Origin of the sequence: Bradyrhizobium sp. CCBAU 53421, from assembly GCF_015291625.1 — a bacterium.
Classification (GTDB): domain Bacteria; phylum Pseudomonadota; class Alphaproteobacteria; order Rhizobiales; family Xanthobacteraceae; genus Bradyrhizobium.
In genome coordinates this window covers 4,524,419-4,536,616 of the sequence record NZ_CP030047.1, presented here as the reverse complement: position 1 = coordinate 4,536,616, position 12,198 = coordinate 4,524,419, and the positions used below count along the sequence as shown (strand labels likewise).

13 protein-coding genes are annotated in these 12,198 nt (G+C 65.4%); 2 read left to right on the top strand and 11 right to left on the bottom strand.

The features are described 5' to 3' along the window. Positions 1-180 precede the first annotated feature (180 nt). From XH92_RS21585 to psrA, 4 genes are all read right to left on the bottom strand, one after another. Positions 181-1,497, bottom strand: coding sequence for an MFS transporter (locus tag XH92_RS21585; protein WP_210345569.1), 1,317 nt, complete (start codon positions 1,495-1,497; stop codon positions 181-183). Positions 1,498-1,590: 93 nt separating this feature from the next. After that, positions 1,591-3,039 (bottom strand): phosphonoacetaldehyde dehydrogenase, encoded by a 1,449-nt coding sequence (phnY, locus tag XH92_RS21580; RefSeq protein WP_194460958.1) that lies wholly within the window; start codon positions 3,037-3,039, stop codon positions 1,591-1,593. Between the two features lie 25 nt (positions 3,040-3,064). Next, entirely contained in the window at positions 3,065-4,309 is a 1,245-nt protein-coding gene (gene phnA, locus XH92_RS21575) for a phosphonoacetate hydrolase (protein ID WP_194460957.1), read from the bottom strand. Between the two features lie 28 nt (positions 4,310-4,337). Continuing rightward, on the bottom strand, positions 4,338-5,468 hold the full coding sequence (gene psrA, locus XH92_RS21570; protein WP_194460956.1) for an iron-containing alcohol dehydrogenase PsrA: 1,131 nt from the start codon (positions 5,466-5,468) through the stop codon (positions 4,338-4,340). A gap of 80 nt (positions 5,469-5,548) precedes the next feature. Here psrA and XH92_RS21565 point away from each other — a divergent pair, with 80 nt between their 5' ends. Beyond that, a complete protein-coding gene (locus tag XH92_RS21565; protein WP_194461366.1) occupies positions 5,549-6,457 on the top strand; it encodes a LysR substrate-binding domain-containing protein in 909 nt (302 codons plus the stop codon). Here XH92_RS21565 and XH92_RS21560 read toward each other — a convergent pair. Genes XH92_RS21560 through XH92_RS21545 form a run of 4 tightly spaced genes read right to left on the bottom strand, consistent with a single transcriptional unit; the run spans position 6,426 to position 9,053 of the window. Further along, the gene (locus XH92_RS21560; protein WP_194460955.1) at positions 6,426-7,592 is read right to left on the bottom strand and encodes an MFS transporter; all 1,167 of its coding nucleotides are present in this window, start codon (positions 7,590-7,592) and stop codon (positions 6,426-6,428) included. The two genes, XH92_RS21565 and XH92_RS21560, sit on opposite strands and share 32 nt — an antisense overlap. Further along, complete coding sequence (arsC, locus tag XH92_RS21555; RefSeq protein WP_194460954.1) at positions 7,589-8,011, bottom strand: arsenate reductase (glutaredoxin); 423 nt, start codon at positions 8,009-8,011, stop codon at positions 7,589-7,591. Before arsC ends, XH92_RS21560 begins: the two co-directional genes overlap by 4 nt. Continuing rightward, positions 8,008-8,694: an MIP/aquaporin family protein gene (locus XH92_RS21550; protein ID WP_194460953.1), complete on the bottom strand. Its 687-nt coding sequence runs from the start codon at positions 8,692-8,694 to the stop codon at positions 8,008-8,010. The genes arsC and XH92_RS21550 overlap by 4 nt, the downstream gene beginning before the upstream one ends. Continuing rightward, positions 8,694-9,053 carry a helix-turn-helix transcriptional regulator gene (locus tag XH92_RS21545; RefSeq protein WP_194460952.1) on the bottom strand — a complete coding sequence of 120 codons (360 nt, stop codon included), beginning with the start codon at positions 9,051-9,053 and terminating at the stop codon, positions 8,694-8,696. The genes XH92_RS21550 and XH92_RS21545 overlap by 1 nt, the downstream gene beginning before the upstream one ends. A 49-nt stretch (positions 9,054-9,102) precedes the next feature. Here XH92_RS21545 and XH92_RS21540 point away from each other — a divergent pair, with 49 nt between their 5' ends. Further along, entirely contained in the window at positions 9,103-9,630 is a 528-nt protein-coding gene (locus tag XH92_RS21540; RefSeq protein ID WP_194460951.1) for a DUF6428 family protein, read from the top strand. Between the two features lie 142 nt (positions 9,631-9,772). Here the strand turns inward: XH92_RS21540 and XH92_RS21535 are convergent, their stop codons facing one another. The 3 genes from XH92_RS21535 to mgtE form a co-directional block, all read right to left on the bottom strand. Beyond that, positions 9,773-9,982: a hypothetical protein gene (locus XH92_RS21535; RefSeq protein ID WP_194460950.1), complete on the bottom strand. Its 210-nt coding sequence runs from the start codon at positions 9,980-9,982 to the stop codon at positions 9,773-9,775. A gap of 317 nt (positions 9,983-10,299) precedes the next feature. After that, positions 10,300-10,617: a DNA-binding transcriptional regulator gene (locus XH92_RS21530; protein ID WP_194460949.1), complete on the bottom strand. Its 318-nt coding sequence runs from the start codon at positions 10,615-10,617 to the stop codon at positions 10,300-10,302. A 94-nt stretch (positions 10,618-10,711) separates the two neighbouring features. After that, positions 10,712-12,133, bottom strand: a complete 1,422-nt coding sequence (gene mgtE / locus XH92_RS21525) for a magnesium transporter (protein WP_194460948.1) — start codon at positions 12,131-12,133, stop codon at positions 10,712-10,714. Between the last annotated feature and the right edge of the window lie 65 nt (positions 12,134-12,198).

The following is a 12,198-nucleotide window of genomic DNA, read 5'->3' as shown; positions in this document are numbered from 1 at the left end:
GTGATCGGGGATTGGGCATCAGAGGGCGCGTAGCCCGCATGAGCGGCGCGATATCTGGACCGCTGCAGCCCCGGGCTACTGGAGCAGGTCGCGCTCTCCAAACACGATCAGTCCGCGCGTCCCGGGAAAGTCGCCCCGGGAAGCGCGGACCTATCGTGGGCCACCGATATGGATAGTGCGTCAGCGCCGGATGAAGGCTGCCACCACCGCGCTGGAGGTCGCGCACACCGCGACGACGAGGAACACCAGCGACGTCTGGTTATGCTTGTCCATGAAATGGCCGATGATCGGCTCGCCGAGACCTGCGAACAGATAGGCGAAGGAGTTCATCACCCCCGTCGCGGTCCCTGCCCGCTTGTGGCCGACCAGATCCGGGCACAGCGCCCAGAACGAGGATTGCGGGCCATAGGTGAAGAAGCCGCACAGGAACAGCACCGTCATGCCGAGATAGATGTCGGTCGCCGGGATCGCGTACATGCACAGCGAGGTGGCTGCGGCAAGCACCATATAGAGCACGATGGCGAGGTAGCGGCGCGAGCCGAACACCTTGTCCGAAACCCAGCCGTTGCTGAAGGCGCCGACCGCCATGCCGACCGGCAGTGCGATGCTGATCCAGCGCGGATCGATCACCGAGGCGGCACCGGCCTTGGCCCAATTGCTGCCGAGGAAGTGCACGGGCACCCAGACCAGGAGGCCGTAGCGCGCCGCGTTCTGGAAGCCGATCGAGACGCCGGCGACCAGCAGGCGCCAGTTCGACAGCACCGCCTTGTAGCGCGCGAGCGAGCCCTCATTGGCGTCGACCGCGGCCTCCGTTGCCGCGACGTCGTCGGCCTCGTCATGCGGCGAGGCATAGCCCATGTCCTCGGGCTTCTCGCGCGCGATCAGATAGAACGCGATGCCGCCGAGCAGCAGCAGCACCACAGGGATGCGGAAGATCCAACGCCAGTCGAGCTGGAAATAGCCGACCACGACCAGCGAGGTGACGAACGACAGCACCGAGGCGAGCCCGGCCGCGAAGGTGTAGAGCCCGTAGACCGTGCCGCGCTCGTGCCGGCCCCACCAGTTCGACAGCAGGCGGCTGCCCGGCGCCCACCCCATCGACTGGAAGTAGCCGTTGATGCCCCAGAACGCGGTGAGGCTGACGATGCCGGTCGAGAGGCTGGTGGCCCAGTTCATGATGAAGGAGAGGATCGCGCCCGCGCTCATGACGCGGCGGCCGCCGAACTTGTCGCCGAGATTGCCGTTGATCGCCTGCCCGACCGCGTAGCACCAGAGCAGCGCCGCGCTGGCCCAGCCCAGCGCCTCCTTGGTGACGCCGAACTCGGCCTGGATGCCGGGAATGGCGAAGCCGAACGTTTGCCGCCCGGTGTAGAAGAACAGATAGCAGAACATCGCCGCGAACAACATTCGCCACTGCGCGCGGCGGAACGACGTCGCAAGCTCCGGATTCTGGACTCCGACCGAGCCGACGCTCGACGGACTGAACGTGATCGACATTGCAGCCTCCCCTGATGAATGTTTTGTTGTTCACCCTCGGCCGCCGCGCTGTTGTTGTGCGCGTGCGGCCCTGCTTCGGATCGACGCGCGTCCCTACACCGGCCAGGGCAGCGAATAGGTCTTGACGTTGGTGAAGCTCTTGATCGCCTCCTGCACGCCTTCCTTGTAGCCAAGGCCGGAGTCCTTGATCCCGCCGAACGGCGACATCTCGATCCGGTAGCCTGGCACTTCCCAGACGTTGACGGTGCCGACATCGAGCTCGTTGACGAACCGCGTGATGTAGTCGAGCCGGTTGGTGCAGACGCCGGACGACAGGCCGAATGCGGTCGCATTCGATATCCGGATCACGCTCTCGATGTCGTTGGGCACGCGGATGATCGGAATGACCGGCCCGAACGTCTCCTGCATCACCAGCTCGGTGGTGTAGGGAATCCGGTCGACCACCGTCGGCGGATACAGCGCGCCGTTGCGATCGTTGCCGTGCAGGAGCTCGGCGCCGTCGGCAACGGCCGCGTTGACGCGGCGCTCGAATTCCTTCGCCGCGCCCTCATGGATCACCGTGCCCACATCGACCGTCGGGTCCATCGGATCGCCGCACTTCAGGGTGCGCGTCTTCTTCAGCACCAGCGCAGCGAAATCGTCGGCAACCGCCTCGACGCAGAGGATGCGCTTCACCGCCGTGCAGCGCTGGCCGGAATTCCTGGTCGCGCCGATGACCGCGAGCTCGGCCGCCTTCTCGAGGTCGGCGTCCTCCATCACGATCAGGGGATCGTTGCCGCCGAGCTCGAGCACCAGGCGCTTGTAGCCCGCCCGGTCGGCGATGTGCTTGCCGACCCTGACCGAGCCGGTAAAGGTCACGAGATCGGCGTCCGGATCGGTGATCATCGCATCACCCATCGAATGCGGATTGCCCGTCACCACCGACAGCATCTCCGGCGGCAGCCCGGCCTCGTACAGCACGTCGGCGAGCGCGAGCGCGGTCAGCGGCGTCAGCTCGGTAGGCTTCAGCACCACGCGGTTGTTGGTCGCGATCGCGGGCGCGATCTTGTGGCTCACCATGTTGAGCGGATGGTTGAACGGCGTGATCGCCGAGATCGCGCCGAGCAGCGGCGTGCGCGTCGTGAAGATCTTGCGCGCCTTGCCCTGCGGGCTGATGTCGCAGGAGAATGTCTCGCCGTCGTCCTGGATCGCAAGCTGCCCGGCGAACGAGTAGACGTCGTAGGCGCGGCCGGCCTCGTAGAGCGAGTCCTTCCAGCACAGCCCGGATTCGGCGGTGATCAGCCGCGCGAACTCCTCCTTGCGGCCCGCCAAAATCTCGGCGGTGCGCAGCAGGATGCGCTGGCGCTCGTAGCGCGTCAGCTTCGGCTTGAATGCCGCCGCCCTGGCAAACGCGCTGCGCACATGCTCGGGGCGGGCCGCCGGCACTGTGCCGACCACCTTGTTGGTATAGGGATTGAAGACCTCGACATGCTCGTCAGTGTCGACGAGGCTGCCTGCGATCCGCATCTGCTCATGACGAACGGCCGGGCTCTGGATGTTCATGGTGGTGTCCTTAAGGTCCGGGATGTCACTGGATGCGGTTCAGCGCGACGTCGAAGGCGTCGAAGTTGCGCAAGGCGTGACCGGCCGGCAGCGCGATCCTGCGGTTGGCGATCAGCGGCACCCGCTGCTCGGTCAGCCCGCCATGCGAGCGCAGCGGCTCGGTCAACCCGGACAGATCGTGGCGAGACTCGCTGGTGCCGAGCACCTTGTGCCTGGTCGAGATCACGACGATGTCGCCGATCCGGTCCGGCGGCAGCTCGAACCTGGCGCAGGCATCGTTGCGCGGCAGCGCCACCTCGATGCCCTTGATGTCGCGTAGCCGCATCAGCAGCGTGTCGACGTCGGCGGCCGCGGGAGTATAGATCGTCGCGAACGAGCCGAGCGAGCCGTGATGGGCGACATAGGGATCGGTGATCGGCAGGATCACGCGCGCGGCGCCCTTGCCCGTCCAGTCGTCCATGACGTCCTGGAGGTAGATCACGTCTGGCCTGCCGTCGGGCAAGAACTTGTCGTTCATGCCGTGATCGGCGGTCGCCACGATGTTGCAGCCGAGCGCGTCGAGCCTGGCGAGATAGCCGTCGATCATCGCGTAGAAATCGTTGGCGATCTTGGTGCCGAGCCCGACCTTGTGCTGGATGTAGTCGGTGGTTGACAGGTACATCAGGTCCGGACGATAGCGCTCGACCAGCTTGACGCCGGCCGCGAACACGAAGCGCGACAGGTCGGCCGAGTAGACCTCGGGCAGCGGCAGGCCGACGAAGTCGAGCACATTGTCGATGCCGTTAGCGGCTCTGGTGGCCTGGTCGGCCTTCTCCGACGAGAATGCGATGGCGCGGCCGCTCGCATAGTCGAGCCCGAAAGCCAGCAACGTGCGCAGCTTGTCCTTGGCGGTGACGGCGGCGACCTTGTAACCGGCGTCATGGACACCGGCCAGAATGGTCGGCGCGCGCAGGAATTTCGGATCGTTCATCATGACCTCGGCATTGCTCGCCGTGTCGTAGAAATAATTGCCGGTGATGCCGTGCACCGCGGGCGGCCGTCCGGTGATTATCGAGAGGTTGTTCGGGTTGGTGAAGCTCGGGATCACGCTGGCGGCATGGACATGCGCGCCCTCCTTCATGAAGCGCGCGAAGGTCGGCGCCACGCCGGCCTCGATCGCCTGCTCGATATAGCCGGGCTCCGAGCCGTCGAGGCAGATCACGACCGTCGGCCGCGTCGGCGCGTCGTAGCTGCGCCCGTTGACGGCGATGATCTTTCGGTTGTCTTGCATGATGTCTCTCCTTGTCGCCGCGCCGTCGTCACGCGCTCGCCGCGCTCGGCATGCGCAGCGTCTGCGATGCCTCGATCAGCCGTTCCTTCGAGCCCAGGAAGTTGCGGCCGCGCTCGCCCTCAAGCGAGTCCGCGATCAGCGCGTGCCACTCGCTGCGCTCGATCCTGTAGGCGGCCGGATTGCAGGAGATGCCGAGCCGCGCCATGAAATCCTCGAGATCGTCGGCGGCCCGCGCCAGGTCGGCGCTGAAGATCTGCTTCAAGCTGTCCTCGCAGAGACCGCCCGTCCCCTTGACGCTGCGCAGCACCATCGGGAGCGAGAACGAGCACGCAATGCCGTGCTGCACGCCGTGCCGTAGCGTGATCGGATAGGACAGCGAATGCGCGATCGCCGTCTTGGTGTTGGAGAACGCCAGCCCCGCAAACAGTGCCGCCTGCGCCATGCGGCTGCGCAGCTCGAGATTGCCGAGATCATTGGCGAGCTTGGGCAGCACGTCGAGAACGCCGCGCGCCGCCGCCACCGCATGGTTGGCCGACACCGGATTGTTGTTGACGTTCCAGATGCTCTCCAGCGCATGCGACAGCGCGTCGAGCCCGGTGCTGATGGTGAGAAGCTGCGGCTTGCCGAGCATCAGGCGCGGATCGATCACCGCATGGGTCGGATAGAGCGACGGACGCGCCAGCGAGTATTTCTTGCCACTGGCCTCGTCCCACACAGTGCCCCAGCACGTCACCTCGCTGCCGGTGCCGGCGGTGGTCGGCACCGCGATGATCGGGATCGCCGAAAGCCGCTCGGCGCCCTGCTGCGTCTCCAGATAGGTTTTGACGGTCGAGAAGTCGCCGCCGGCCGCAGCGAACACTTTTGCGGAATCGATCACCGAGCCGCCGCCGAGCGCGACGATCACCTCGGGCTGTTTGGCGAGCCCGGCAAAGCGCGCGGTCTGCTCGGTGAGCAGGCGATAGTCCGGATTGGGCGCAACATCGCGGATGGTCAGGACGGAAGCGCCCGCCGCCGCGCGCAGCCGCCGCTCGAGTTCGTCGAAGAACGGCTCGCTGTAGGTCACGAGCGCATAGGCGCGCTTGCCGATCAGCGCCGGTAATTTGTCGAAGCTGTCGGCTCCGAATTCAACTCTTACCGGGTTTGAATAAGTCCAGGCCATCCACGCGTCCTCCATTTGGCGCGAAGGTACGGCGCCGGCTGCTATTGACAAATTCATTCTACGGATGCGTTCTATTGATTATGTCAATAGTGTTCAGCCAGCTGCGCGCCTTCCATGCGGTCGCCGCCCATGGCGGCTTCACCGCGGCCTCGCGCGTGCTCAATGTCGGGCAGCCGACGCTGACTATCCAGGTCAAGGAGCTGGAGGAGACCTACGGCGTCGAGCTTCTGATCCGCAAGCCGCGGCACACCGAGCTCACCGAGGCAGGCAGCGCGCTGTTCGAGATCACCCGCGGCATCATGACGTTCTGCGACGAGGCGCACGAGCTATTGGCCGCGCATGGAAAGGCGACCAAGGGCCATTTGCGGGTCGCAACCGTCGGGCCGTTTCACGCCACCGAGATCATCGCCGCGTTCAAGCGCGATCATCCCGAGGTGCAGATCTCGACCCTGCTCGGCAATTCCGAACGCACGCTTCGCCACATCGTCGACTTCGAGGCCGACGTCGCGATCCTGGCGGAAGTGCCGGAGGATCCGCGCGTCACCATGATCCCCTACCGCACCCACCGCGTGATCGTGTTCGTCAACCGCGACCATTCCTGGTTCAAGCGGAAATCGGTGAAACTGCGCGAGCTGGCCGACCAGCCGATCGTGCTGCGCGAACGCGGCTCGACCACCCGGCGCGCCTTCGAGGCGACGATGCAGGCCGAGGGCATCAGCATCGAGCCGGTGTTCGAGATCGAGAGCCGCGAGGGCGTCTGGAAGGCGGTCGAGCGCGGCCTCGGCATCAGCGTGGTCGCCGACTTCGAATTCGTGCCGCACCCGAACCTGCGCGCGCTCGAGATCAGCGACCGCACCATCAAGACCCAGTACAGCATCGCCCATCACAGCGGGCGCGGCCACTCCCCGATCATCAAGGCCTTCATCGAAACGGTTCGGCGGATGAAAGGGCGCGACGCTACAGCGAGGGGGCCTGCGGTTCGGCCTTGAGTGCGAACAACGCCAGCAGCGCGGCTAGGCTGAGCGCCGATGTGACCGCGAGCGTATAGCCGCCGAGCGGTGAGATCAGGAAACCGAATAGCAGGGGCGCGATCGCCTGGGACAATCGCGACGGCGCGCCGAGCAGCCCCAACCGGTAGCCGTAATCCTTTGGACCGAAGATCGCGAGCGGCAGCGTGCCGCGCGCGATCGTCAGGATGCCGTTTCCGGCGCCATGCAGCAGCGCGAAGATGCCGGCGAAGCCTCCGCCGAACAGGCCGATGACGCAGGCTCCCAAGGGATGCGTGATGCAGGCGAGCCGCGCCGACCAGAGTGGGTGGAAGCGCTTCAACAGGCTCGCTTCGACAATGCGCGCCGCCACCTGCGCCGGGCCGATTAATGCACCCGCCGCGATCGCCTGGGTTTGCGTCGCGCCCAACGACTCAAGAATTCGCGGCAAGTGAACCGCCATCGCCGACGTGACGCTCCAGGCGGCCGCGAAGGCAAAGGCCAGCAGCACCATCGCGCGGTCGATTGGGATATGCGGTTTCGGCGCGTCGGCTGCGATCCGGTGCTCGCTCTTCAGCTTGGGGACCATGAAGGCGTTGAGCGGCAGGCAAATCAGGATGTGCGCCGCCGCCCAGCCGAAGCAGGTCCAGCGCCAGCCGATGGTTGCGAGGCCCCACGCGGTGAGCGGCCAGCCGATCGTGCTGGCAAATCCCGCGATCAGGGTAATGCCCGTGATGGAGCGGCGCGCGCTGTTGCCGTAGATCCGCCCAAGCGCGGCGAACGCCGCATCATAAAGGCCGAGGCCCATGCCGACGCCGAGCAATAGCCAGCTCACAGCCATCAGAACGACGCCCTGAGAAAGCCCGAGCAGGATCAGGCCGGATGCCAGAATCAGATTGGAGGCGCAAAGCACTTCGCGGCCGCCCATGCGGTCGATCTGGCGGCCGACGCGCGGACCGAGCAGTCCTGAGATCACCAGCGCCATCGAGAACGCGGCGAACAGCCAGTTCGTGGATATGCCGAGGTCGCGCGCAATCGGGTCCGCGAGAATCGCGGGCAGATAGTAGCTCGACGCCCAGGCCAGGGTTTGCGTGGTCCCGAGCGCGACGATCAGGACATTGTCTGCACGGCGGCTCATCCGGCGCGCGCACCCGACGTCCGGGGTGGAACCACTTCTCCGTCTTCCTTGACGAATTGGCCAATGTCAGTGGCGAGAAGATCAAGCACGGCCTCGGACGGCCGGCACAGCTTCACCCCCTTGGGCGAGACCACGATCGGCCGGTTGATCAGGATCGGATGCGCCATCATGAAGTCGATCAATTCGTCGTCGCTCCATTTCGGATTGGCGAGATCGAGCGCGGCATAGGGCGTGCCCTTCTCGCGCAGCAGCGCGCGCGGTGTCATACCCATCGCAGCGATCAGCGAGACCAGCGTGTCGTGCGAAGGCGGCGTCTTGAGATATTCGACGATCTCGGGCTCCTCCCCGCTTTGGCGGATCATGGCCAGGGTGTTGCGCGACGTCCCGCAATCGGGATTGTGGTAGATCGTGATCGTCATCGGATTTCTTCCATCTTCGTTTCGGTCTGCCGCAACAGCCATGTCGTCAGTGCGAGCGCGACCATGGCCCCGAGAATTTCGGCGACGATAAATCCCGGCAGATCCTGCGGACGGATGCCGGAGAACGTATTGGTGAATGACCGCGCGATGGCAACCGCCGGATTGGCGAAAGACGTGGATGCGGTGAACCAGTACGCGGCCGTGATGTAGAGCCCGACCAGCCACGGAATCGCGGCCTCACGAAACCGCAGGCCACCGATGATCGTTGCGACCAGCCCGAACGCCGCGACGAACTCGGCAAGCCATTGCGGGAATCCCGTCCTTGCCTTGGCCGAGAACTCCAATAGCGGCAGGCCGAACATGGCGTGCGCAATCATTGCGCCGAGGATTCCGCCGAGCACCTGCGCTGCGAGATACTGCGCGGCGTGCGGTGGACGGAGTTCGCCCCTGAGCATGAACACCAGCGTGACCGCCGGATTGAAATGCGCGCCGGATATCGGTCCGAGGATCGTGATCAGCACCACCAGAATGGCGCCGGTCGGAAGGGTGTTGCCGAGCAGCGCCAACGCCACGTCCCTGGTCAAGGTCTCGGCCATGATGCCGGAGCCGACGACGGTTGCGACCAGAAGCAAGGTGCCGAGGCCCTCGGCCACGAGCCGCCGCGGCAGGTCGAAGCCAGGCATCAGGCGCGCGCCTTCTTCTTGGCCGTGGAGGGCCGGCACTGAACATCGGCGAGCGCCGGCGCGCAGATTTCCGGGTGGCCCGCGCAGCAATCCTTCATCAGGAAGGCGATGAGATCGCGCAGACCGGTGAAATCCGCCGAGTAGATGATCGAACGCGCCTCACGACGCGGCACGATCATGCCGGCATGCTCGAGGTCCTTCAGATGGAACGAGACGTTGGATGGCGATACATTGACCGCCTCGGCAATCGCCCCTGCCGCCATTCCATCGGGACCGGCCTGGACCAAGAGCCGCACGATCCGCAGCCGCGTTTCCTGCGACAGTGCGGCGAAGGCGGTTCGGGCTTGACGCTCCTCCATCTTTCGATAATCCTACAATTCAACAATCATTGAAATGAGGATAGCAGCCATGAACACGCTTGCCAATACCCGATCGCTCGTCGGCGCCCTGCTCCCGGTGGACGAGCTGTCAGCTGCGGCGCTGCTTTCCAGCCTCGAGGCGCACAAGGAGAAGCCGCTGATCTTCAGCTACGACGGCCGGGATGTCCGCCCCAGCTATCACGTGACCGAAGTCAAGACCGGCTCGTTCAGAGGGCTCGATTGCGGCGCGAACCCCGAGAGCTGGAGCGAGACCTTCATTCAGCTCTGGGACATCGAGGAGGAAAACCGCGGTCACATGCCGGCTGGAAAATTCCTCGCGATCATCCGCAAGGTCGATGAGGCCGTCGGCTTCGATCCGCAGGCCAAGCTGACCTTCGAGGTGAGCGACGGCGTGCGGCCGATGCAAATCTATCGCGCGGAGCGCATGGAAGCCGGCGACACCGCGATCCGCGTCTATCTCTCGGCGCGTCCGTCGAGTTGCAAGCCGCGCGACCGATGGCTGCGGGAGCAGCAATCCTGCTGCGCCCCGAAAGCCGAACAGCCCTGCTGCGGCTGATCGATGTGACCGCATCGCGGGCCCGCGCCGGTCACTCGCGGGCGCCCGCGCCGTCGCGACGCCATCAGGCTGTCGTCGGCAGAAGCCGGCGCTCCTAAGGCAGCCTGGGGACCTTCACCGCAAACGCTCCGCGCGGTCGCAATTATGCGTCCCCGTCGAAGCGAGCCAAAGCCGCTTCGATGAGCTCGATCTCCTCGCGAAGCGTGTCATTCACGACCGACGGCTTGAAGCCAGGGACGCTGTAGGCTTGAACACCGTCCAACAGTCGTTGGCGGTGGTCCCTGAGCTCTTCCAGCGCTTGACGATTCTTCAACAATACATAGCCGGCAATAATCTGCTCGATCGCCTTCATGGGAAATCCACGGTTCAAAAATAACGTGCTGCAATCCCTTGATTAAAACGGCCAAACCGCTTTGCTGGCAAGTCCCATGACGCAGCGATCGGCACCCGGCTTTCCCTGCGCCCTCTTCGAGAAATTTGACTCACCGATCGTGAACACACTCCGTGTCGTCCCTGCGAAAACAGGGCCCCATAACCACAGATCGGTGTTGTTGCGCCACGCTCGAACGACGAGTCCCGTTCACAACACGGGCCGCTGAGTATGGGTCCCTGCTTTCGCAGGGACGACACCGAGTTTGCGGCAATGATGGCGAAGAACGCCGCGCCAGTTTAAGCCGCCGTCGGCTCGCTCGACAGCGCGGCGAACACCGTCTCCGGTGAATGGGCGATCACCGCGAGCAGCGCGCGGGCCGGTCCTCGCGGGGCGCGCTTGCCCTGCTCCCAGTTGCGGATGGTCTCAACCGGCACGCCGAGCTTGGCGGCGAATTCGAGCTGGGTGAGCTGGGCGCGGCGGCGCAGATCGCGCACGGCCGGTTGCGAGGTCGAAGGCTGCATCGCCGCCTCGGCCGGGTGCGGCACGAGCGGGATTTCCTGCCCGTCGCGCAATTCGACGATCCGTCCGTCCGCCTTGAGCCGCAACCGCTGCATGATGGCCCCCGTGATGGCCCCCTTGGAGATAGGAGCATCATCCGCCAACCCCGTTAAGGCGCGATTAACGATAAGCCCGCCCGCGCGTGCTGGCTCATTTCAGCCCGAACCACAGCGTGGCGATGCCGAGGAATGAGAAGAAGCCGACCACGTCGGTAACGGTCGTGACGAAGGTGCCGGAGGCGACCGCGGGATCGGCGCGCACCCGTTCCAGCACCATCGGGATCAGGATGCCGCCGAGTGCGCCGGCGACCAGGTTGCAGATGATGGCAAGCCCGATCACGATGCCGAGGCCGGGGATCTTGAACCAGGCCACCGCGGCAACGCCCGTGATGACGGCAAAGGCGACACCGTTGACCAGCCCGACCATGGTCTCGCGCAGCACCACGCGCATCGCGTTGAACGCACCGAGCTCGCGGGTGGCGAGCGCGCGCACCGCGACCGTCATGGTCTGGGTCGCGGCATTGCCGCCCTGGCTCGCTACGATCGGCGCCAGCACTGCGAGCGCCACCATCTTCTCGAGCTGACCTTCGAACAGGCCGAGCACCGAGGAGGCCAGGAACGCGGTGGCGAGATTGACCAGGAGCCAGTTGAAGCGGCCGCGCGCGATGGTCCAGACCGTGTCGGACAGCTCTTCGGGATGGGTGACGCCGCCGAGCGCCTTGAGGTCCTCGTCGGCCTCCTCCTCGATCACGTCGACGACGTCGTCGATGGTGATCACGCCGACCAGCCGCTCGGTAGTGTCGACCACGGGCGCTGCGACCAGATTGTACTTGCCGAACATCCGCGCGACCTCTTCCTGGTCCTCCAGCGCGGAGACCCGGCGACGGTCCTCGTCGATCAGGTCCTTGACCGGAACCGGGCGGCGCGTGCGCAGCAGCGCGTCGAGCGGCACCGCGCCGAGCAGGTGCCTCTCGGCGTCGACCACATAGATCTCGTAGAAGCGGTCCGGCAGGTCGGGCGTGTCGCGCATGTAGTCGATCGCCTGCCCGACATTCCAGTCCGGCGGCACCGCGATGAATTCGGTCTGCATCCGCCGGCCGGCGGAATTCTCCGGATACAGCAGGCTGCGTTCGATGTCCTCGCGTTCGGCTGCCGGCAGCTTCTCCAGGATCTCTTCCTGGTCCTCCTCATCGAGGCTTTCCAGCAGCTCGACGGCGTCGTCGGATTCGAGCTCGCGGACGCCTTCTGCAACGGTCTCCGGTTCGAGCTCCTCGAGGATCTCCTCGCGGACCGTCTCGTCGACCTCGTTGAGCGCCGAGAAGTCGAAGTCCGTGCCGGTGATCTCGACCAGCGTGACGCGGTCGTCCGGCTCCAGCGCCGCGATCAGGTCGCCGAGATCGGCCTCATGCAGTTCCGCCACCACCTCGCACAACAGGGGCCGGTCCGCGGCATGGATGGCCCGGGTGATGCCAGCGACGAATTCGGGGCGGAGCTGGCCCTCTTCGTCCCGCATCGGCATCTGAGCCAGCGGGTCGGCCTCGGCGGGTTCGGCAACGTCGATATTCTCGGCCATGCCGTGTTTCGCCGGTTTGACAGGAGGAGAAAAACTGGTTGGATGAGTGCGGAACGGATTACCTA